The 19,649-nt window shown below is 75.5% G+C and carries 22 protein-coding genes; 15 read left to right on the top strand and 7 right to left on the bottom strand.

The genetic code is table 11. From position 1 onward, the window contains the following. Nucleotides 1-13: 13 nt before the first annotated feature. Nucleotides 14-1,030 (top strand): LacI family DNA-binding transcriptional regulator, encoded by a 1,017-nt coding sequence (locus ABZY20_RS32950; RefSeq protein ID WP_356446486.1) that lies wholly within the window; start codon nucleotides 14-16, stop codon nucleotides 1,028-1,030. Between the two features lie 575 nt (nucleotides 1,031-1,605). Here the strand turns inward: ABZY20_RS32950 and ABZY20_RS32945 are convergent. Continuing rightward, on the bottom strand, nucleotides 1,606-1,950 hold the full coding sequence (locus tag ABZY20_RS32945) for a nuclear transport factor 2 family protein (protein ID WP_356446551.1): 345 nt from the start codon (nucleotides 1,948-1,950) through the stop codon (nucleotides 1,606-1,608). A gap of 130 nt (nucleotides 1,951-2,080) precedes the next feature. Here ABZY20_RS32945 and ABZY20_RS32940 point away from each other — a divergent pair, with 130 nt between their 5' ends. From ABZY20_RS32940 to ABZY20_RS32910, 7 genes are all read left to right on the top strand, one after another. Further along, nucleotides 2,081-2,959 (top strand): LysR substrate-binding domain-containing protein, encoded by an 879-nt coding sequence (locus ABZY20_RS32940; protein ID WP_356446484.1) that lies wholly within the window; start codon nucleotides 2,081-2,083, stop codon nucleotides 2,957-2,959. Nucleotides 2,960-3,046: 87 nt separating this feature from the next. Next, on the top strand, nucleotides 3,047-4,018 hold the full coding sequence (pip, locus tag ABZY20_RS32935; protein WP_356446482.1) for a prolyl aminopeptidase: 972 nt from the start codon (nucleotides 3,047-3,049) through the stop codon (nucleotides 4,016-4,018). 255 nt (nucleotides 4,019-4,273) lie between these two features. Continuing rightward, nucleotides 4,274-4,654, top strand: coding sequence for a sortase-dependent protein (locus tag ABZY20_RS32930; RefSeq protein WP_356446480.1), 381 nt, complete (start codon nucleotides 4,274-4,276; stop codon nucleotides 4,652-4,654). A gap of 10 nt (nucleotides 4,655-4,664) precedes the next feature. Next, entirely contained in the window at nucleotides 4,665-5,270 is a 606-nt protein-coding gene (locus ABZY20_RS32925; protein ID WP_356446479.1) for a class F sortase, read from the top strand. Beyond that, the gene (locus ABZY20_RS32920) at nucleotides 5,267-5,758 is read left to right on the top strand and encodes an RNA polymerase sigma factor (protein WP_356446477.1); all 492 of its coding nucleotides are present in this window, start codon (nucleotides 5,267-5,269) and stop codon (nucleotides 5,756-5,758) included. Before ABZY20_RS32925 ends, ABZY20_RS32920 begins: the two co-directional genes overlap by 4 nt. Then, nucleotides 5,742-6,308 carry a hypothetical protein gene (locus ABZY20_RS32915; RefSeq protein ID WP_356446475.1) on the top strand — a complete coding sequence of 189 codons (567 nt, stop codon included), beginning with the start codon at nucleotides 5,742-5,744 and terminating at the stop codon, nucleotides 6,306-6,308. The genes ABZY20_RS32920 and ABZY20_RS32915 overlap by 17 nt, the downstream gene beginning before the upstream one ends. Nucleotides 6,309-6,446: 138 nt before the next feature. Continuing rightward, a complete protein-coding gene (locus tag ABZY20_RS32910; protein ID WP_356446473.1) occupies nucleotides 6,447-6,995 on the top strand; it encodes a TerB family tellurite resistance protein in 549 nt (182 codons plus the stop codon). Between the two features lie 13 nt (nucleotides 6,996-7,008). Here ABZY20_RS32910 and ABZY20_RS32905 read toward each other — a convergent pair whose 3' ends face one another. Further along, entirely contained in the window at nucleotides 7,009-7,887 is an 879-nt protein-coding gene (locus ABZY20_RS32905; RefSeq protein WP_356446549.1) for a serine hydrolase, read from the bottom strand. Further along, nucleotides 7,878-8,864: a LysR substrate-binding domain-containing protein gene (locus ABZY20_RS32900; RefSeq protein ID WP_356446471.1), complete on the bottom strand. Its 987-nt coding sequence runs from the start codon at nucleotides 8,862-8,864 to the stop codon at nucleotides 7,878-7,880. Before ABZY20_RS32900 ends, ABZY20_RS32905 begins: the two co-directional genes overlap by 10 nt. A gap of 85 nt (nucleotides 8,865-8,949) precedes the next feature. Between ABZY20_RS32900 and ABZY20_RS32895 the strand changes: the two genes are divergently transcribed. The 6 genes from ABZY20_RS32895 to ABZY20_RS32870 all read left to right on the top strand — a co-directional run bounded on the left by ABZY20_RS32895 (nucleotide 8,950) and on the right by ABZY20_RS32870 (nucleotide 13,682). Then, the gene (locus ABZY20_RS32895) at nucleotides 8,950-10,611 is read left to right on the top strand and encodes a penicillin-binding transpeptidase domain-containing protein (protein ID WP_356446469.1); all 1,662 of its coding nucleotides are present in this window, start codon (nucleotides 8,950-8,952) and stop codon (nucleotides 10,609-10,611) included. 157 nt (nucleotides 10,612-10,768) lie between these two features. Continuing rightward, on the top strand, nucleotides 10,769-11,725 hold the full coding sequence (gene bla, locus ABZY20_RS32890) for a class A beta-lactamase (RefSeq protein ID WP_356446467.1): 957 nt from the start codon (nucleotides 10,769-10,771) through the stop codon (nucleotides 11,723-11,725). 45 nt (nucleotides 11,726-11,770) lie between these two features. Continuing rightward, the gene (locus tag ABZY20_RS32885; protein WP_356446465.1) at nucleotides 11,771-12,133 is read left to right on the top strand and encodes a DUF952 domain-containing protein; all 363 of its coding nucleotides are present in this window, start codon (nucleotides 11,771-11,773) and stop codon (nucleotides 12,131-12,133) included. 228 nt (nucleotides 12,134-12,361) lie between these two features. Beyond that, a complete protein-coding gene (locus tag ABZY20_RS32880) occupies nucleotides 12,362-12,730 on the top strand; it encodes a DUF1304 domain-containing protein (RefSeq protein ID WP_356446463.1) in 369 nt (122 codons plus the stop codon). A gap of 58 nt (nucleotides 12,731-12,788) precedes the next feature. Continuing rightward, complete coding sequence (locus ABZY20_RS32875) at nucleotides 12,789-13,163, top strand: DUF6479 family protein (protein ID WP_356446461.1); 375 nt, start codon at nucleotides 12,789-12,791, stop codon at nucleotides 13,161-13,163. 30 nt (nucleotides 13,164-13,193) lie between these two features. After that, complete coding sequence (locus tag ABZY20_RS32870; protein ID WP_356446459.1) at nucleotides 13,194-13,682, top strand: hypothetical protein; 489 nt, start codon at nucleotides 13,194-13,196, stop codon at nucleotides 13,680-13,682. Here the strand turns inward: ABZY20_RS32870 and ABZY20_RS32865 are convergent. From ABZY20_RS32865 to ABZY20_RS32855, 3 genes are all read right to left on the bottom strand, one after another. Continuing rightward, the gene (locus ABZY20_RS32865; protein WP_356446457.1) at nucleotides 13,676-14,416 is read right to left on the bottom strand and encodes a carboxypeptidase regulatory-like domain-containing protein; all 741 of its coding nucleotides are present in this window, start codon (nucleotides 14,414-14,416) and stop codon (nucleotides 13,676-13,678) included. The genes ABZY20_RS32870 and ABZY20_RS32865 overlap by 7 nt on opposite strands. A 255-nt stretch (nucleotides 14,417-14,671) precedes the next feature. Continuing rightward, nucleotides 14,672-16,357 (bottom strand): glycoside hydrolase family 13 protein, encoded by a 1,686-nt coding sequence (locus tag ABZY20_RS32860; protein ID WP_356446455.1) that lies wholly within the window; start codon nucleotides 16,355-16,357, stop codon nucleotides 14,672-14,674. A 74-nt stretch (nucleotides 16,358-16,431) separates the two neighbouring features. Next, on the bottom strand, nucleotides 16,432-17,415 hold the full coding sequence (locus ABZY20_RS32855) for a nucleoside hydrolase (protein WP_356446453.1): 984 nt from the start codon (nucleotides 17,413-17,415) through the stop codon (nucleotides 16,432-16,434). A gap of 167 nt (nucleotides 17,416-17,582) precedes the next feature. Between ABZY20_RS32855 and ABZY20_RS32850 the strand changes: the two genes are divergently transcribed. Then, nucleotides 17,583-18,140 carry a pyridoxamine 5'-phosphate oxidase family protein gene (locus ABZY20_RS32850; protein WP_356446451.1) on the top strand — a complete coding sequence of 186 codons (558 nt, stop codon included), beginning with the start codon at nucleotides 17,583-17,585 and terminating at the stop codon, nucleotides 18,138-18,140. Nucleotides 18,141-18,147: 7 nt separating this feature from the next. Here ABZY20_RS32850 and thrS read toward each other — a convergent pair whose 3' ends face one another. Continuing rightward, nucleotides 18,148-19,371 carry a threonine--tRNA ligase gene (gene thrS / locus ABZY20_RS32845; RefSeq protein ID WP_356446449.1) on the bottom strand — a complete coding sequence of 408 codons (1,224 nt, stop codon included), beginning with the start codon at nucleotides 19,369-19,371 and terminating at the stop codon, nucleotides 18,148-18,150. Nucleotides 19,372-19,649 lie beyond the last annotated feature (278 nt).

Below are 19,649 nucleotides of genomic sequence, written 5' to 3'. Positions count from 1 at the left end.
GCAGGGCGCGTCCATGGCCGACGTCGCCCGGCTCGCCGGGGTCTCCTCCCAGACGGTCTCCCGGGTGTCCAACGGCTTCCCCGGGGTCACCGAGGAGACCCGCCGTGAGGTCCTGGCCGCGATGCGGGAGCTGGGCTACCGCCCCAACAGCGCGGCCCGGGCCCTGCGCCGCGGCGAGTTCCGCACGCTCGGCGTGATCACGTTCTCCCTCTCCACGATGGGCAACATCCGCACCCTGGAGGCCATCGCCACCTCCGCCGCCGGGCACGGGTACGCCGTCACCCTGCTGCCCGTGGCCGTCCCCACCCAGGACGAGGTCAACGGCGCCTTCTCCCGCCTCGGCGAACTCGCCGTCGACGCCGTCATCGTCATCATGGAGATCCACCTGCTCGACGCGGCGACGGTCTCGCTGCCGCCCGGCGTCCAGGTCGTCGTCGCCGACTCGGACGCGGGCGACCGCTACACCGTCGTCGACACCGACCAGGCGGGCGGCGCCCGGGACGCCGTACGGCACCTGCTCGGCCTGGGGCACGACACGGTGTGGCACCTGGCCGGCCCGGAGGACTCCTTCGCCGCCCAGCGCCGCGCGAACGCCTGGCGGACGACGCTCACCGAGGCGGGCCGTACGCCGCCGCCCCCGGTGCGCGGCGACTGGTCGGCGGAGTCGGGCTACCGCGCGGGCCTGCGGCTCGCCGACGAGCCCGACTGCACGGCGGTCTTCGCGGCCAACGACCAGATGGCCCTGGGCCTGCTGCGGGCCCTGCACGAACGCGGCCGCCGCGTCCCCGAGGACGTCAGCGTCGTCGGCTTCGACGACATCCCCGAGTCGGCGTCCTTCCTCCCGCCCCTCACCACCATCCACCAGGACTTCGCCGAGGTGGGGCGGCTGTGCGTGGAAGGGGTGCTGACGAAGATGCGCGCGGGTGCGGGTGACGGGGGCGGGGGCGGGGCCGGGGCGTGCGGGACGACGCTGGTGCCCACGCGGCTGGTCCGGCGGCAGAGCACGGCGCCGCCGCGCAGGGGGCGTTGAGGCGATCCAGGCGGTGAGGGGACCTGGTTGCCAGCCGACCCGGCAGCGCGGGGACCCGGCGGCGAAGCCACCCGGCGGTGAGGCCACCCGGCAGCGCGGCGACACGGCAGCGCGACCACCCGGCAGCGAGCCGACCCGGCAGCGAGGCCACCCGGCTGCGAGCCGAACCAGAAGTGCGGCCACCCGGCAGCGCGGCGACACGGCAGCGCGGCCACCCGGCTGTGCAGGGACCCGGCAGCGCGCCGACCCGGCAGCGTGGGGACCAGCGGCGAGGCCACCCCACTGCGAGCCGACCCGGCACGGGGGACCCGGCAGCGCGGGGACCCAGCGGCGAGGCCACCCGGCGGCGAGCCGACCCCGCAGCGCGGGGACCCGGCGGCGCGGCGACGGCCCCGAGCGGGCCCGGCGGCCCTGCCGCCCCGGGAGCAGCCGGTCCGCCGACGCGGGCGCGGGCCCGGCCCTGCCACCCCGGGAGCAACCGATCCGCCGACGCGGGCGCGGGCCCGGCCCTGCCACCCCGGGAGCAGCCGGTCCGCCGACGCAGGCGCGGGCGCGGGCCCGCGGTGCCCCGTGTCTCAGCGGCCGGGGGTGACGAACTCCGGCTGGTCCAGGACGCGCAGCCAGCTTCCGTCGGGCTGGCGGCGGGCCACCTGGGCGCGGGCACCGGCGCCGTCCCTCGGCGGGGTGGCGGTGAGGGCGAGGTCCCCGCTGACCAGGGTCGGCAGGGACGGCTCGGGCTCGAAGCGGGGGCGGCCGGAGAGGACCTTCTCCCACAGGGCGCGGATCGCCTCCCGGCCCACCGTCCGCCCCCCGGGCGGGTAGGCCAGCACCGCGTCCTCCTCGTAGAGCGCGGCGACCCCGGCCGCGTCACCGGCGTTGGAGCGCTCGACGAACAGACGGGTGAGGTCCTCGGGACGCATGGCCTTCTCGTACACGGTTCCTCCAGCGGAAGAGGCGGATGAGGGACGGGCTGCCCGGGTGCTTCCAGCGTCGTCGGCGACCGATCAGAAGTCCAACAGATGGATCTGCTGGAAACTAGAATCTCCGGTCATGGAGCTGAGGCAGCTGGAGTACTTCGTCGCGGTCGCCGAGGAGCGGAACTTCACGCGGGCCGCCGAGCGGGTGCACATCAGCCAGTCCGGGGTCAGCGCGCAGATCCGCCGGCTGGAGCGGGAGCTGGGCGCCGAGCTGTTCGACCGGTCGGCGCGCACCGCCACCCTCACCCCGGCGGGACGCGCCGCGCTGGACCACGCCCGTGCCGCGCTCGCGGCGGCCGGGGCGGTCGGGCAGGCGGTGGGCGAGGTGAGCGACCTCATCCGGGGGCGGCTCGTGGCCGGAATGGTCATCGGCTGCACGCTGACGCCGCTGTTCGAGGCGCTCGCCGCGTTCCACCGCGCCCACCCCGGGGTGGAGCTCTCCCTGCTGGAGGACAGCTCCGACCGGCTCGTGGAGGCGGTGCGCGCCGGCACGGTCGACGTGGCGGTCGTGGGGACCGCGGAGGCCGCCCCGGAAGGGCTCGACGCGCTGACGATCGTCAGCGAGCGGCTCGTCGCGGCGGTCCCGGACGGCCATCCCCTCGCGTCGCGGCGGCGGGTCGGTCTGCGGGACGTGGTCGCCCATCGCGTCGTGTGCATGCCCCCGGGCACGGGCCTGCGCACCGTCTTCGACCGCGCCTGCGCCGCGCAGGACCTGCGGCCGTCCCTCGCGTTGCAGGCCAGCGCCCCGGACGCGCTCGCGGACCTCGCGGTCCGGGGGCTCGGCGTGGCGGTCCTCAGCGCCTCGATGGCCGAGGAGTACCGGGACCGGCTGGTGTCCCGCACGATCGACGACGTCGAGGCCCCGGCCCTGCTCGCCCTGGTGTGGAGGAACGGACGGAGCCCGGCGGTGCGGGAGCTGGTGGGACAGTGCCGGGAGGCGTTCGGACGGTGACGCGCCGCCCCGCCCGACCGGCTCGCCGCACTGTCCAACTCCCGTACTAGCCTGGCCGTTTGACGCCGATCGCAAAGGGACGCCTCCATGTCCGACCTCTATCCAGCCGGTATCGAGCCCCACGATCACGGCATGCTCGACGTCGGGGACGGCAACCTCGTGTACTGGGAGGTCTGCGGCAACCCGGCCGGGAAGCCCGCCGTCGTGCTGCACGGCGGGCCGGGATCGGGGGCGGGGCCGACCTGGCGGCGGATGTTCGACCCGGAGGCGTACCGGATCGTGCTGTTCGACCAGCGCGGGTGCGGGCGGAGCACGCCCGACGCCGCCGATCCGCGCACCTCCCTCGCCGCCAACACCACCCGGCATCTGATCGCCGACATCGAACTGCTGCGGCAGCACCTCGGCAGCGACGCGTGGCTGGTCCTCGGCGGCTCCTGGGGCGTCACCCTCGCCCTGGCGTACGCCCAGCGGCATCCCGGGAGCGTGTCCGGGCTGGTGCTGTTCAGCGTCACCAGCACCACGCGGCGGGAGGTGGAGTGGGTGACCCGGGACATGGGGCGCGTCTTCCCCGAGGAGTGGGCGCGGTTCCGCGACACCGTGCCGGAGGGCGAGCGGGACGGCAGCCTCGTGGACGCCTACGCCCGGATGCTCGAGGACCCCGACCCGGCCGTGCGGGAGCGGGCCGCGCGGGAGTGGTGCCGGTGGGAGGACGTGCACGTCTCCACCGACCCGGGGCACCGGCCCGACCCCCGCTTCGAGGACCCGGTCTTCCGGTTCCGCTTCGCCCGCCTGGTCACGCACTACTGGCGGCACGCCGCCTTCCTGGAGGACGGGGCGCTCCTGCGCGGCGCCGGGCGGCTCGCCGGCATCCCCGGCGTGCTGATCCACGGCCGGCTCGACATCAGCGGCCCACCGGACATCGCGTGGAAGCTGGCCCGGGTGTGGCCGGACGCCGAGCTCGTGCTGATCGGCGGCGAGGGGCACGGGCTGTCGGGGAGCACCACGGCACAGGCCCTGCTGGCGGCGACGGACCGGTTCCGGGACACGCCCGGCCCGTGAGGAACGCGCCCCGGGCTCCACGGCTGTTCCTCCACGACCCGAGTTCCGGGGTCCGGCCGCCGGTGAGGGCGGCGACGACGTCGGGCGCGCCACGCCCCCCGGGCCCACACCACCCGGGCTGACGATGGTTCACCCCTCCCCCCGGCGCCACACTTTGCCATCTCTTTACAACCCGCCGTCCACCCGCCTCGTCTCTCCGCACGACCCGTCACCCAGCCCGCCTCCCCCGGCGGGCCGACGAAGGAGTGCGATTCCATGCGCCGTACCGTCCTCAGTTCCCTGGCCCTCGCGGGCTTCGCCGTACTGGTCGGCACCGGGCCCGCGTTCGCGAGCGGCGCGACGGCCCCGAGCCCGGTCCCGTCGCAGGCCACGCCCACCACACAGCCCGAGTCCGGTGCCGAGCCGACCCGCGCGCCGTCCGAGGCCGCCCCGGCCGCGAGCGCCGCACCGAGCCGGGAACCGGCCCGGGACCAGGTCACCGTCGTACCGAGCGGCGCTCCCGACACCGGTGTGACGACGGCGTCCCCGGCCTCGGGAGGCGACGGCGCGGCGATCGGCGCGGGCGCCGCCGCGGTGCTCGCGGTGGGCGGCGGCTCGATCCTCGTCGTACGGCGCCGCCGGGCGAGCGGGGCATGAGGTCCGGGGCATGAGGCCGTTCTCCAGGCGCGCGTTCACGACGGCGGCGCTGACCTCCCTGCTGACGGGCTGCGGCGGGCCGGCACCGGGACCGGGCGCTTCCGCCCGCACGTCCCCGGCGCCGCCGCCGCGCCCCCTGGCCCGTTCCGCGCCGGTCCGGCTGCTCGTGCCGGGCATCGGGGTGGACACCCCGGTCATCCGGCTGGGCCTGGCCCCGGACGGCACCGTGGAGGTGCCGCCGGTCACGGCCCACGACCGGGCGGGCTGGTACGAGCACTCGCCGACGCCGGGCCGGACCGGGCCGTCGGTGATCCTCGGTCACGTCACGGTCGGCGCGCACGGCGACGGCGTCTTCCGCCGTCTGGCCCGGCTGCGCCGCGGCGACCCGATCGTGGCGCGCCTGGAGAACGGCGCGGCGGCGCACTTCGCCGTCACGGCCGTGCGGACCGTCCCCAAGGACGACTTCCCCGTGGACGACGTCTACGGGGACGTGGACCGCCCGGAACTGCGGCTGATCACATGCGGCGGAGCGCGTACCGGTGACGGTTACGCGGACAACGTGATCGTGTTCGCCGCGCTGAGCGGCACCGAGTCCCCCACCCCTGGAGAGCGTTGAAACGGTCCCGCGAGAAGGCCGCGTCCGAGTTGTTCGCCGCCCTCTACCCGCGTCTCGCCGGCTGGTGCCGCCGTCTCGTCGACGACGACGGGACGGCCCACGAGATCGCCTCGGAGGCGTTCACCCGGCTGTGGGCCCGCTGGACGTCCGTGGAGGAGCCGCGCGGGTTCCTGTACGTCACCGCGGCCAACCTCGTCCGGGACCACTGGCGCAAACTGGAGCGGGAGCGCCGGGCCCTGCACCGCGTCACCTCGGAGGCCGCCGTACGGCCCCACCCCGAGCAGGCCGACCCCTCGGTGCGGTTGCTCGTACAGGCGCTGCCGGAACGGCTCCGCGTGCCGATCCTGCTCCACTACTACGCTGACATGCCGATCCGGGAGGTGTCCGTCCTGACCGGACGCAAGGAAGGAACCGTCAAGGCCGACCTGCACGCGGCCCGGGAACTGCTCCGCGTCCATCTGAGGAGAAGCCTTGACCACACGCCTTGACGACGACCCGGACGACGGCGTGTCCGGGCCCGACGATCCGCTCGCGGTGATCCTGCGCCCCTCCTCCCCGGTCCATCTCTCCGCCGCCCCGGGCCAGTACGAGGCGATCCGCCGCAGGGCGTCCCGCCGCCGCATGCTGCGCACCGCGGCCGGGGCGGGCGTGTGCTGCGCGGTGGCGGCGCTCGTCGTCCTGCCCCTGCGCCTCGCGGCGCCGGAACGCCCCGCCTCCCCGAGCATCCCGATGGCCCCCGCCCCGGCTCCCGCTCCCGCGACCACGGCGCCTGACCGCCCGGCCCCCACCCCCTCCGCGTCCCCGACCCGCGCCCCGTCCACCCCCGGGCCGCCTGCCGCGACCTCCCGCCCGGCCGGCGCCCGTGACAGCGCCCGCGACAGCGCCACACCGGAGGAGGCGGCCACCCCGACGGCGACCCGGTCCCGCGCCTCCTCGCCCTCCTCGCCCTCCTCGCCCACCTCGGCCCCGGTCCGCCCGGTCCCGGCGGAGGACCGCCCGAGCACGGATCAGGGGCCGGCCGCCGCGGACGGCCGCTGACCCGGCGGGCCCGCCCGGACCCCCGTCCACCCGGACCGGGGGTTTTGCGGAACCTTTGCCCGGGGCCCGGGCGTTGGGAGGGGTGAGCACGCCGGAGCGGGTGCGCCAGGAATGCTGACGAAATTCGAGGTGACGTCGATGGCAGTGTGGGACCGGCTCAAGGACCAGGCCAAGGCTCTGCAGCAGAATCAGGCGGGTCGCGGCGCGACCGGCGGCCACAGCGGTGGGGCGAGGTCGGGCGGCGGGAGCAAGGCCCAGCTGGTCGGCCTGCTGAAGACGCAGCTCGGGTCGCTGAAGAGCGAGTTGAAGAGCGGTGCCTACCGGGACGCGAGCATGGCGATGTGCGCCCTGGTCGCGGCGGCCGACGGGCATGTGGACCCCGCCGAGCGGCAGCACGTCGAGTCGATGATCCTCGGCAACGACGTCCTGCAGAACTTCCCGCCGGAGCAGCTGCGCCAGCGGTTCAACAAGCACGTGGACCAGCTGATGGCCAACGCCCAGCTCGGCAAGGCCGAGGCCCTGCAGGAGATCGCCAAGGCCGCCAAGAAGCCCACCGAGGCCAGGGCCGTCATCCAGACCGGCATCGTCATCGCGGGTGCCGACGGCGACTTCTCGCAGGCCGAGCAGATGGTGCTGCGCGAGGCGTGCGCGGCGCTGGGGGTGCCGCCCGCCGAGTTCCAGCTCTGAGCCCGGGCGTCCGCTAGGGGGCGCGCAGGGCGTCCACCGCCAGGCGGGCCGTCGTGCCGATGACGGCGTCGGCGGCGGGCAGCAGCGCGGAGGTGCGGGCCGTGCGGGTGAAGACGGCGACGGCGTAGCGTCCCCCGTCCGGGTACTCGACGACGCCGACCTCGTTGCGCACGGTCGGCAGGCTGCCCGTCTTCCCCGCGACGTGCACGTCGTCGAAGGGGAAGCCGGAGGCCAGCCGGTGTGGCCACACCTGCAGGCCGAGGAGGCGCCGGATGGCCGCGCCGTGCTCCGGTGTGCACGCCTCGTCGCGCCAGACGGCGGCGAGCAGGCGCGTCATGTCGCGCGGGGTGCTGCGGTTGGTGCGGGCCGGGTCGAGCGCGCGGAGCCGGGCGACGGTGTGCGGGTCGGCCAGCGCCCCGGCGCCGCCCGGCCCGGCGTCCTCCTTGATGGTGGCGAGGAGGTCGCCGAAGGAGTGCACCGCGTGGGTGCGGGTGAGCCCGAGGCGGGTGCTGGTGCGGTTGACGGCGTCGAGACCGACCCGCGCCAGCAGCAGGTCGGCGGCGGCGTTGTCGCTGACGGACATCATCAGATAGGCGAGGTCCCGCAGGGACAGCCGGGCCCCGTCGAGCATCGCGGCGAGCCCCGTCGGTCCGGCGGTGCGGCCCCGCGGCGGGCACTCGACCTGCTCGGTGAGGTCCAGCTCCCCCCGCGCGGCCTGCTCGTGGAGGGTGACGAGCACACACAGCTTGTGGACGCTGGCGGTGCACACCGGCTGGTCCGCACCGGCGTCGAGCTGCGCCCCGGAGTCGATGTCGACGGCGTGCAGCCGGCCGGTGACCCCGGCGTCGGCGAAGGCCGCGTGGATGCGGGCGAGGGTGTCGGTCACAGCCAGTACTCCGAGGCCGGGCGCAGATGGAGCGGTCGGGAGGGCAGGTCGGGCGTGGCCCCGGCGGTGCGCAGGGCGTGCGTGGCGGCCTCGGCGAACGCGGCGACGGCGGCGTCCCCCCGCCCGTCGGGCCAGGCGACGGAGTGCCGCAGCGCGAGCGGAGCACCGGTGAGGGGACGCCAGACGACGTCGCCGCCGGGGCCCGGCCCGGGAGCCGGCTGGGGACGCCCGGGCGGCTGCGCGTCCCGCGGCCCGAACGCCACCGCCTCCGCCGACAGCACCAGTCCCCGGACGAAGCTCGCCCCCTGGGCGTGGCGGACCGCGGGCGGGGTGTAGCCGTTGCGGGCGCAGGTCGTCAGCAGGTCGTCGTAGACCGCGGGGGCGGCCGAGCGGGGGAAGAGGATCAGGTCGTAGCCGGTGAGGGAGGCGAGCGGGACCTCGTCGAGTCCGGCCGCCGCCGCGCCGTCCGGCAGCAGCACGCCCAGCTCGCGCCGGAGCACCGGGCCGAGCTCCAGCCCCGACACGTCGCAGGGGTGGTGGATGAGCCCGACGTCCAGCTCGTGCGCGGCGAACCGCTCCAGTTGCTGCGCCGTGGACAGCTCGTGCAGGTCCAGGTCCACCCCGGCGGGGACGGTGCCGGAGAAGCCCGCGAGGAGCGCGGCGACCGTCTCGCCGGAGACGTCCGGGGGCAGGGCGGCCCGCAGCCGCCCGGTCCCGCCGTCCCGGACCCGGCGCGCGGTGGCCATCAGCGCCTCGGACCGGGCGAGCACCTCCCGCGCCTCGGTCAGCAGCAGCGCACCCGCCTCCGTGATGGTCACCTGCCGGCTGGTGCGTGCGAAGAGCCGGACACCCAGATGCCTCTCCAGGCGCTGGATGCGCTGCGAGAGCGGCGGCTGGGCCATGCCCAGCCGCTCCGCGGCTCGGCCGAAGTGTGACTCTTCTGCAACAGCCACGAAGCACTCCAAGTGCCGCAACAGGTCCACGAGCAGGAACCATATCGGGAATTGATCGATGCGAGATCGATAAAGGACTTGGACAGGCCGCCGCCGGCGCTGCTGTCCTCGGCGCATGGACAACCTCGCCGACTCCTCGGGCGCCGCGTACTCCGGCGCCTCCACCGGCGGCCGCGGGCCGCGCCGCAGGGCCCTGCGGGCCGTCGTCGCGGGGGCGGTCGCGCTGGCCGTCGCCGCGGGCGGGGCGTACGCGGCCGGTCTCGGTCCCTTCGCGCGCGACACCGGGCCCGACCCCGCCGCCACCAGACAGGCCCGCGCGTTCCTCGCCGACTGGGAGGCCGGCCGCATGCCCGGCGCGGCGGACCGTACGACCAGTCCCGCCGCGGCCGAAAAGGTCCTGCGGAGCTTCACCGCCGGACTCGACATCGGCAAGCCGGAACTGACGGCCGAGACCGCGGCCGAGGGCGAGGACGGCACGGTCACCGTCCGCTTCACCGCCCGGATGCCCGTGACCGGTCTGGGCACCTGGACCTACGCGTCGACGCTTCCGCTGCGCGAACAGGACGACGGCTCCTGGAAGGTGGAGTGGACGCTGTCCCTCGTCCACCCCCGGCTGAGCGACACGGAGAAGTTCCGTCTCGAACGGGAGGAGACCGAACCGCCCGAGGTCACCGACCGCGACGGCGAGAAGATGACCGGCACGCGGTTCCCCTCCCTGGCCCCCCTGATGACCCGCCTCGCCGGGGACGGCGGCGGCGGGGCGTCCGGCGCCCGGGGCGCGATCCACCTGGTCGACCGGGTCACCGGCGCAGTGGAGCGCACGGAGGCCCGGTTCGGCGCGAAGACGGTCCGGGCGGACGACGGCCCGGTCCGCACCACCCTCGACGCCGACTGGCAGTCCGCCGCCGAGAAGGCCCTCGCCACCCACGCCGACGGCAAGAACGCCGCGCTGGTCGCGCTGCGCATCGACGACGGCGAGGTGCTGGCCGTGGCGAACTCCCCGTCCTCCGGCTTCAACCGCGCGCTGTCCGGCACCTACGCGCCGGGCTCCACCTGGAAGATCGTCACCAGCAGCGCGCTGCTGCTCAAGGGCGCCGTCGCGCCGGACGACGTGGTGGACTGCCCCCGGTACCTGACGGTGGGGAAGCGGTTCCAGAACGTGGAGCTGTCGGAGCACCCGGGCGCGACCTTCCGCAAGGACTTCACCGAGTCGTGCAACACGGCGTTCATCAGCCTGCGCGACCGGCTCGACGAGGGGGAGCTGGGCGCCGTCGCCCGCGAGTACTTCGGCGTCGGCCAGGAGTGGCACGTGGGGGCTCCCACGTACGACGGCTCGGTGCCGGTGCCCCGGGACGAGACGGAGAAGGCCGCGTCGATGATCGGGCAGGGCCGGGTGCAGGCCAACCCGCTGATCATGGCGTCGGTCACCGCGACGGCCGTGTCGGGCACCTTCCACCAGCCGTCGCTGACCGCCGGCACCGAGGACACGACCGACACGACCCCGCTGCCGCGCGGCGTGGTCACGCAGCTGCGCGAGATGCTGCGTGCCACCGTGACGGACGGCACCGCGAAGATCCTCTCCGGGCTGCCCGGCGAGATCGGCGCGAAGACCGGCACCGCCGAGGTCTCCGAGGACCAGGACAACAACGGCTGGCTCGTCGCCCACCGCGGCAACGTCGCCATCGCCTGTGTCGTCGAGGAGGGGGTGACGGGTGGCGGTTCGGCCGGGCCGGTCGTCCGCGGACTGCTGACCGCCGTGCCGGGCGACTCCGGCTGAGCCCCGGCCGGACCGGCGGCACCCGGCTGAGCCGACCGCCGCGGAAGCCGGCCCCGCAGCAGCCCGCCCCCGCAGAAGCAGAGCCCCGCAGCAGCCGGCCCCCGCAGAAGCAGAGCCCGTGAACCGAGAAGAACCGCTGGTGAGAGGAGCACTCCGCGTGCCCACCGACCGTCACGCCCCGCCGCGCCGCGCCGTCCTGGCCGCCGCGGCCCTCACCCCCCTGGCCCCGCTGGCCGGCTGCGCCACGGACGACCGTCCCGCCGGCAGCGCCTCCCGGTCCCCCTCGGCCGGCCCGTCCGCCTCCCCGCCGCGCGGCCGCCCCCCGGCCCACCGCCCCCGGCTGGCGGACCTGGAACGCGAGTACCGCGCCCGCATCGGCGTCTACGCCCTCGCGACCGGCACCGGCGCCACGGTGCTGCACCGCGCCGACGAACGGTTCGCGTTCTGCTCGGTCTTCAAGGCCCTGGCCGCGGCGGCGGTCCTGCACCGCGTCTCCCCCGACGGCCTGGACCGCCGCGTCACCTACACCCGGGCCGACCTGAAGTCCACGGCTCCCGTCACCGGCAAGCACGTCGACACCGGCATGACCCTGCGCCAACTCTGCGACGCCGCCGTCCGGTTCAGCGACGGCACGGCCGGCAACCTCCTCATGCGCGACCTCGGCGGCCCCGCCGCGCTCACCGCCTACCTGCGCGGACTCGGCGACTCCGTCAGCCGCATGGACCACTACGAGCCCGAACTGCACGACGTACCGCCGGACGACCCCGCCGACACCACCTCCCCCCGGGCGGTCGCCACCGACTTCCGCACGCTGCTCCTCGGCACCGCCCTGTCCGCCCGCGCACGGGCCCTGCTCCTGGACTGGCTCTCGCGCAACGCCACCGCGGTCGGCGCCCGCCGCATCCGGGCCGGGCTGCCCGAGGGCTGGCGCGTGGCCGACAAGACCGGAACGGGCGACTACGGCCGCGCCAACGACATCGCCGTCCTCCACCCGCCCGGCGGCGAACCGCTCGTCCTGGCGGTCATGACCGACCGCCGGGGCCGCGACGCCGAGCCCTCGGACGCCCTGATCGCCGAGGCGACCAGGCGGACCGTGGCCGCCCTCGGACTCTGACGGGCGGACGCTGACGGGGCCGTGGACGGGGCTATAAACGACGCCATGATCTATCACGTCGTACCGCGCACCGCCTGGACCGCGGAGTCCGGCCGGGCGTACGCCCCCGCCTCCCTCGCCGAGGAGGGCTTCGTGCACTGCTCCCCGGACGAGGCGACCACGCTGGCCGTGGTCAACGCCTTCTACCGGGACGCGGCCGGGCCGCTGCTGGTGCTCGCCCTGGACGAGACGCGTCTGACGGCCCGGGTGGAGTGGGAGGCGGCGGCACCCGCCCCGCCGCCCGGGGTCTCCGGGGACACCCTGTTCCCGCACGTCTTCGGCCCCCTCGACCGGGACGCCGTCGACCACGTCCTGGAGGTGCGGTGGGACGAGGAGGGCCGGGCCTCGGACCTGCGCGGGACCGGCTGACGGGAAGGCCGGGACGGGCTCCCGAGCGGCACACGCGGGGACGCGACGGCCCGTCCCGGCCTCCCTCTGGCCGCAATCTGCCACCCGGCACCCCGCGCCGCCTCCCGGGAGGGCCCGATCGAGGAAGGGCCGGACGAGGAGGAGCGGGGCGAGGAGGAGCGGGGCGAAGAGGAGCAGGGCGAAGAGGGACGGGGCGAAGAGGGACGAGCGGGCTGTGATGATGAGGGCATGACGATCCTCGCCACGGTCGCGGTCCTCGCCCTCGCCGCGCTCCACGCCTACATCCTGGTGCTGGAGATGTTCCTGTGGACCACGCCCCGGGCCCGCTCCGCCTTCGGCACGACCCCGGAGTTCGCCGAGAGCACCAGGGCCCTGGCCGCCAACCAGGGGCTCTACAACGGCTTCCTCGCCGCCGGGCTGCTCTGGGGCGCGGTGGCGCCCGAACCGGTCGGGTTCCAGGTCTCGGTGTTCTTCCTGGTGTGCGTGGCGGTGGCGGGCGTGTACGGCGCCGCCACCGCGAGCCGGAGGATCCTGTTCGTCCAGACCCTCCCGGCCCTGACCGCTCTGGCACTGGTGCTCCTCGCGCACTACCGGTAGCCGAGCCGTACCGGACATTCCGGGCGCTTTATCCCAGAACCTCGGCGATAATCGGAGCATGGAGACGGCAACGTACGCAGTGCTCGCGGCCTCGTCGGACCACGCGGTCGCCGTGGCGATCGCCTTCGTCAGCGGACTCGTCGTGGCCTGTGCGCTGATCTGGGCCGTGCGTGTCGGGATGCGGGTCATGGACAAGGACATCCGCCACCCCGGCCCGGAGGAACAGCCCCACGTGCCGGAGGGCGGGCCGGTCCGCGAGACGCGGGAGATGCGGGAGCCCGACGACGTGCCGGTGGTGACCCTCGACGGGGACCGGCTGCTGCCCCACGAGCTCCACCACGCGAGCACCAGGACAGGCAAGGACCAGAGCCGGCGCCGCTGGTCGCCCGGATCCAGCGGATCCTTCGGCGGCGGCGGCCTCGGACGCACCTGACGCCGCGGCGCTCAGCTCCAGGGAGGCGACATGGCTGCCCGCCACCGGACGCGCTGGGCCACCGGAGGGGCGGCCCTGGCGCTGTCCCTGACCGCCGTGCTCGCGGGCTGCGGCGACGGCGACTCCCCCGCGGAGACCGCCCGCAAGGCGGAGTCGGCGGTCGGGTCGATCGCCTCGCAGGCCACCGAGGCGGTGGAGTCCGCGGCGGCGGAGGCCGAGAGCCGGCTCGACGACATCCAGGACGGCGTCGACGTCGCGGGCGACGTCGAGACGGGCGCGCCCGCCACCGGCTCCGACGGCCGGGTCCGGACCGAGGTCACCGTCCGCAACACCGACGACTCGGTCCGCTCCTTCGCCGTCCAGGTCGACTTCAGGGACGCCGGCGACCAGCTCGTCGACACGGTCATCGTCACCGTGGACCACGTGCAGCCCGGCCAGTCCGCCACGGCCACCGCCCGCAGCACCCACGACCTGTCCGGCGACATCCGCACCGAGGTGGCCCGGGCGGTCCGCTACTGATCCGCGCCGGCCTCCGCCACCGCGATGTCGATCTGCTCGCTCGCCGCGCTCACCCCGTTCAGGGTGGCGACCGCCTGGAGACGGTTGGCACCGGCCGGCAGCGCCGGGCCCGGCGTGCACGTCCAGGTGCCGTCGGGTGCCGCCGTGGTCGCGCAGACCTCCCGCTCGTCCTTGTCACGGACGGTGACCTGGGCGCCCGGATGCGCCGTGCCGGAGGTCTCCGGCCGGGCGTCCAGCGGGACACCCGACAGCGGCCGGGTCAGCGTCGGCCCGGGGAGCCCCACGGTCACCGTGCAGCGGCCCGTGGCCTGCCGCACGCCCCGCGCGTCGGTGATCCGCAGACCGCAGTCGCGCAGCCGGGTGCCGGGTACGGCGTCCGCGGGGACCGCGAGCACGAAGGGGAACGTACGCCCCTCGCGGGGCTGCCCTCCCCCGTGGGCCGTGACCGTGTAGGTCCCCGTGCGCCCGTCGGCGGCGATCCACCCGCGGTAGCCGGGCGCGTCCAGCGGCGCGCCGGTCACCCGCGTCCCGCGGGGCGCGGTCAGCGTCAGCGCGTCCCCGGGCCCGGCACCCTGGACGCCCGCGACCTCGACGATGCCCTCCCGTCCGGGCGCGATGACGGCCGCCCCCCACAGCGTCTCGCCGTCCCGGGCCGCCGCCGGCGGGCCGCAGACCGCGAGCGCTCCCACGACGACGGCCCCCACCACGGCTGATGTCTTCCTCGACCTGTTCATCGCGGGCGGAGCCCCCTGTCCGGGTACGGGCTTGTCAAAGACACTCCGCCGACGATTCTCCCGACCGTTCCCCCAGCCGGCACGCCCACTGACCCACAAGAGTGGCTCTCCCCGCCCCCGACAGGGGCGCGGGGCACGGCGCGACCAACCCCCGTAGGGGCGCGGGGAACTGCGCGACCGGCCACAACCAAGCCGCACCCGACCGACAACCCCCCGCGCCCCACACCCCCGCACCCCCGCCCTCCGGCGGAGCCGTCAGCGTCCCAGCCACACCGTCGTGTCCGGCCCCACCCACCCCCCGTCCTCCAACGGCGCGCTGCTCAGCAGCACCTCACCCGCCGGCAGCGGAACCACCGCCCCGGACAGGTTCGTGACACACCGCCACCCCTCGCCGCGGTCGAACTGCAGCACTCCCTCGGGCACATCGGCGGCCCAGCTCAGTTCCTCCCCCTCCAGCAGCTTCCGGCGCAGCCGCAGGGCCCTGCGGTACAGCTCCAGGGTGGAGCCCTCCACCCCGTCCTGCGCCTCGACGGCGTACGCGGCGAAGCCGGGCGGCTGCGGCAGCCACGCCCCGCCCGGCCCGAAGCCGTACGACGGCCCGGTCGTGGTCCACGGCAGCGGCACCCGGCAGCCGTCCCGGCCCTTGCGGACGCGGCCGGTCTGCTCCCAGATGGGGTCCTGGAGCACCTCCGTCGGCAGGTCGGCGACCTCCGGCAGTCCGAGCTCCTCGCCCTGGTAGACGTACGCCGAGCCGGGCAGCGCCAGCATCAGCAGCGTGGCGGCCCTCGCCCGGCGCTGCCCGGCCGCCTCGTCGACCGCGGGGGCGCGACCGCCGGCGAGCAGCCAGGCGTTGAGGTCGGTGTCCGGCGGGAGCATCAGGCGCGAGGCGTGGCGGATCACGTCGTGGTTGGAGAGCACCCAGGTGGCCGACGCCCCGGCGGCCCGGGCGGTGGCGAGCGAGCCGGTGATCACCTGCCGCAGCTCCTCGGCGTCCCAACGCGCCTGCAGATACTCGAAGTTGAACGCCTGGCCCAGTTCGTCGGGGCGGGCGTACAGCGCGCGCCGGGCGCCGGGCACCCACGCCTCCGCGACGGCCATGCGGGGCGGGCGGTACGCGTCGAGGATCTTGCGCCAGTCGCGGTAGATCTCGTGCACGTCGTCACGGTCGTAGAAGGGGTGCGTGCCCGGCGGCAGCGCGGTGAGGGCCTCCTCGCGGCTCAGCTCGGGCCGGCCCAGGTCGCGCAGCGGTTCGCTCAAGTCCTTGACGAGGGCGTGGGCGACGTCGACGCGGAAGCCGTCGACGCCGCGGTCGGACCAGAAGCGCAGGGTGGTGCGGTGGTCGGCGCGGACCTCCTGGTTCTCCCAGTTGAAGTCGGGCTGCTCGGGGGCGAACAGGTGCAGGTACCACTGCCCGTCGGGCACCCGCTTCCAGGCGCTGCCGCCGAAGACGGACTGCCAGTCGGTGGGCGGGAGTTCGCCGTGCTCGCCGCGCCCGTCACGGAAGACGTACCGGTCGCGGGCGGCCGAGCCGGGGCCGGAGCGCAGGGCCTCCTGGAACCAGACGTGCCGGTGCGAGGAGTGGTTGGGCACGATGTCGACGATGACCTTCAGTCCGAGCCGGTGGGCCTCGGCGACCAGGGCGTCGAAGTCCTCCAGGGTCCCCAGGCGCGGGTCGACGTCCCGCGGGTCGGCGACGTCGTAGCCGCCGTCGGCGAGTTCGGACGGGTAGAACGGGCTCAGCCACAGGGCGTCCACGCCCAGCGCGGCGAGGTGGGTGAGGCGGCGGGTGATGCCGCGCAGGTCGCCGAGTCCGTCACCGTCGGCGTCGGCGAAGCTGCGGGGGTAGACCTGGTAGACGACGGCCTGCCGCCACCAGTCGGGGTCACGGGACGACAGGTCGAGCACGGGGCGTTCGGTCACGCGGTCTCCTTCGCGAGGCATACGGGCGACACCTCTGAATCTGTCCCGAATGCCGGGAAAAGGAACCACCGCGGTGCCGTGCGCACGGCGACGGCTCAGCCGGGCGTCTTCTCCACCGTCGTCAGGTACAGGTCCACGTACCGCTCCACGTCCACGTCCAGCCCGACGTCCACCAGCGCCTGTTCGCGTGTGCCGTGGTGGAGTTCCAACTCGCCGGGGCGGGGCCGCCGGTCGACGATCGTCATGCCGCGCGTGGGCCCGGGCGCGAGGGAGACGTCCACGGGGAGGCGGTGGGTGGTCAGGCCCTCCGGGTCGGCGACCGCGCACACCGCGCCCGCGTCCCCGAGCCCGCCGGCCGTCTCGGCGGGGTCGTCGGGACGGCTGTCCGGATGCGCCGGGCGGTGGGCGAGCAACTCCCCGGCCAGCCGCGCCCCCGGCTCGCCGCTCGCCCGCAGTCTGCGCACGTCCGCCGCCGGGACGACGACCCGGGTGAACACGTCCAGCCCGTACATCGTGATCGGCACGCCCGCCGTGAGCAGGATCGCCGCCGCCTCCGGGTCGTGCCAGACGTTGAACTCCGCGACGGGTGTGGCGTTGCCCGCCCCCGCCGCGCCGCCCATGAAGACGATCCGCTCGATGTTGCCGACCACCTCCGGGTGGGTGCGCAGCAGCAGCGCGATGTTGGTGAGGGGCGCCGTCGGCACGAGCGTCACCGGGCGCGGCGAGGCGAGGATCTCGCGCCTGAGCAGCGTGACGGCGTCGACGTCGGCCGGGCGCCGGGACGGCTCGGGCAGGCCCAGGTCGCCCATGCCGTCGTGTCCGTGCACGTGCCGCGCCGACCGGGGTGCCTCGATCAGCGGCCGTTCGGCGCCCCGGGCGACCGGGATGCGGGCGGCGCCCGCCTGCTCCAGCACGGTCAGGGTGTTGCGGACGACGCCGTCGACGTCGGTGTTCCCGGCCACGCAGGTGATCGCGCGGACGTCGAGCGCCGGGTGGCGTACGGCGAACAGCAGGGCGAGGGCGTCGTCGACCCCCGTGTCGCAGTCGATGATCACCGGAACGCGCTGCCCGTCCGTCACGGCGAGGGCTCCTTCCCCTGGTCCCGCCCGGTCTCCGTACCGCGACCCTACGACCTCGCCCGCCCGCCGCCACCCCGGCCGGCGGGCCCGGTGGCGACGGGTGTGGCCGGGGTGGCCGCGGCGGTGTCTCCTGGAAGGGGATGCCGCCCGCGGAAAGGAGTGCCGTCATGCCGGCCCACGGATCAGTGAAACGTCCCGTCACCGAGCTCGACGCCCGCTACAGCTCCGCCCTGAACCCCCGCCCCGGCGCCTCGGACGTCACCGCCACCGAGTGGGCCGAGGCGCAGCGGCGGCTGGCCGTCGCCGAGATCTTCTGGGTCTCCACGGTGCGGCCCGACGGCCGGCTGCACGTCACGCCCTGCGTCGCCGCCTGGCACGACGGGGTGCTGTACTTCTCCACCGGCCGCCAGGAGCAGAAGGCCAGGAACCTCGCCCACGACGCGCACTGCGCGCTGACCACCGGGTCGAACTCCCTGACCGAGGGTCTCGACCTGGTGGTCGAGGGCAGGGCGGAACCGGTCACCGACCGGGCGCTGCTGGAGGAGGTGATCACGGCGTACGAGACCAAGTACGGGCCGCACGTCACCTCCCCCGAGGGCACCTTCTTCGGCATCGGCGACGCGTTCCGCAGGGGGGACGCGGTGGTGTTCGCCGTGGCGCCGGACACCGCGTACGGCTTCGGCCGCAAGGACGGGGTCTACAGCCACACGCGCTGGGCGTTCTGACCCCGCCCTACGGCCGCCCCTCCCACAGGGCGGTCCCGCGGGCGGCCACCCGGTCGCCGATGCGGCGCAGCAGTTCCTCGGCGGGCAGGGGCCCGGGCCGGTGCCCGTCGCGCAGGCGCGGCGCGACCAGCCCGGCGGCGGCCTCCCGCGCCCCGATCACGGCCTGGTAGGGCACCAGCCGGGCCTCGCGGACGCGGGCGGCGAGGGTGCCCCGGCCGGGTTCGACGACCTCGGCGCGCAGACCCCGCTCGACCGCCCGGGCGGCCAGGGCGTGGGCGGCTCCGGCCTGCTCCCGCGCCACCGGCAGGACGGCGAGCTGCACCGGCGCCAGCCAGGCCGGGAAGGCGCCGCCGTGGGTCTCGACGAGGTGCGCGACCGCGCGCTCCAGGCTGCCGATGACGCTGCGGTGCACCATGACCGGGCGGTGCCTCGCCCCGTCGGGGCCGATGTAGTGCAGGTCGAAGCGCTCGGGCTGGTGGAAGTCGATCTGGACGGTGGACAGGGTGGCCTCCCGGCCGGCCGGGTCGGTGATCTGCACGTCGATCTTCGGGCCGTAGAACGCCGCCTCGCCCTCGGCCGCCTCGTACGGCAGGCCGGAGCCGTCCAGGACCTCCCGCAGCAGCGCGGTGGCCCGCCGCCACAGCTCCGGGTCGGCCACGTACTTGCCGCCCGCGCCGGGCAGCGACAGACGGTGGCGGGAGGCCCTGATGCCCAGGTCCTGGTAGGCCCGGCGGATCAGCTCCAGCGCGGCCCGCGCCTCCCCCACCGCCTGCTCCGGGGTGCAGAAGACGTGCGCGTCGTTGAGGGTGATGGACCGCACCCGGGTCAGCCCGCCGAGCACGCCCGACGGCTCCGAGCGGTACATGCCGCCCACCTCGGCCAGGCGCAGGGGCAGTTCGCGGTGGCTGCGGGAGCGGGAGCGGTAGATCAGGGCGTGGTGGGGGCAGAGGCTGGGGCGCAGCAGGACCTGTTCGGCGCCGAGGGCCATCGGCGGGAACATGTCCTCGCCGTAGTGGTCCCGGTGGCCGGAGATCTCGTACAGCTCGCGTTTGCCGAGGACCGGCGAGTACACGTGCCGATAGCCGGCGCGGCGTTCCGCCTCCCGGACGTACTCCTCCAGGGTGTGCCGCACGGTCGCGCCGTCGGGCAGCCAGTACGGCAGCCCGGCGCCCATCAGCGGGTCGGTGTCGAACAACTCCAGTTCACGGCCGAGTCGGCGGTGGTCGTGCATGGCGGGCTCCTCCGGATTCGGGAGCGAGCACCGCGCGACGAAGCCCCGGGGCACTCGCCCCGGGGCTTCGGACACTCGGATCAGCTGTCAGCGCGCCGGGACACTCTCCGGCGTCGTCGTGGAGGACGGGAAGGTCGGGTGGGACCGCACGCGCTGCATGGGCGTGACCGTAGCAGCGCGGCGCGGTCGGGACGACCGCATTTCCGGGCGGGGCCGCACGGGCGCGGAAGCCGGCGGGGGCAGCCCGTCCCGCTCGGGCGGGACGGGCGCGGAAGCCG

The sequence above is a fragment of the Streptomyces sp. NPDC006624 genome, assembly GCF_040611555.1.
GTDB lineage: Bacteria > Actinomycetota > Actinomycetes > Streptomycetales > Streptomycetaceae > Streptomyces.
This window is presented reverse-complemented; position numbering and strand designations above follow the sequence as displayed.

Coding starts and splice junctions, on each gene's coding strand:
- ABZY20_RS32870 (WP_356446459.1), top strand. CDS start 13,194: ATGGCTGCCCGCCACCGGACGCGCTGGGCCACCGGAGGGGCGGCCCTG.
- ABZY20_RS32880 (WP_356446463.1), top strand. CDS start 12,362: ATGACGATCCTCGCCACGGTCGCGGTCCTCGCCCTCGCCGCGCTCCAC.
- ABZY20_RS32850 (WP_356446451.1), top strand. CDS start 17,583: ATGCCGGCCCACGGATCAGTGAAACGTCCCGTCACCGAGCTCGACGCC.
- ABZY20_RS32885 (WP_356446465.1), top strand. CDS start 11,771: ATGATCTATCACGTCGTACCGCGCACCGCCTGGACCGCGGAGTCCGGC.
- ABZY20_RS32925 (WP_356446479.1), top strand. CDS start 4,665: ATGAGGCCGTTCTCCAGGCGCGCGTTCACGACGGCGGCGCTGACCTCC.
- ABZY20_RS32895 (WP_356446469.1), top strand. CDS start 8,950: ATGGACAACCTCGCCGACTCCTCGGGCGCCGCGTACTCCGGCGCCTCC.
- ABZY20_RS32950 (WP_356446486.1), top strand. CDS start 14: ATGGCCGACGTCGCCCGGCTCGCCGGGGTCTCCTCCCAGACGGTCTCC.
- pip (WP_356446482.1), top strand. CDS start 3,047: ATGTCCGACCTCTATCCAGCCGGTATCGAGCCCCACGATCACGGCATG.
- ABZY20_RS32875 (WP_356446461.1), top strand. CDS start 12,789: ATGGAGACGGCAACGTACGCAGTGCTCGCGGCCTCGTCGGACCACGCG.
- ABZY20_RS32945 (WP_356446551.1), bottom strand. CDS start 1,950: ATGCGTCCCGAGGACCTCACCCGTCTGTTCGTCGAGCGCTCCAACGCC.
- ABZY20_RS32930 (WP_356446480.1), top strand. CDS start 4,274: ATGCGCCGTACCGTCCTCAGTTCCCTGGCCCTCGCGGGCTTCGCCGTA.
- ABZY20_RS32865 (WP_356446457.1), bottom strand. CDS start 14,416: ATGAACAGGTCGAGGAAGACATCAGCCGTGGTGGGGGCCGTCGTCGTG.
- thrS (WP_356446449.1), bottom strand. CDS start 19,371: ATGCACGACCACCGCCGACTCGGCCGTGAACTGGAGTTGTTCGACACC.
- ABZY20_RS32940 (WP_356446484.1), top strand. CDS start 2,081: ATGGAGCTGAGGCAGCTGGAGTACTTCGTCGCGGTCGCCGAGGAGCGG.
- ABZY20_RS32910 (WP_356446473.1), top strand. CDS start 6,447: ATGGCAGTGTGGGACCGGCTCAAGGACCAGGCCAAGGCTCTGCAGCAG.
- ABZY20_RS32860 (WP_356446455.1), bottom strand. CDS start 16,357: ATGCCTCGCGAAGGAGACCGCGTGACCGAACGCCCCGTGCTCGACCTG.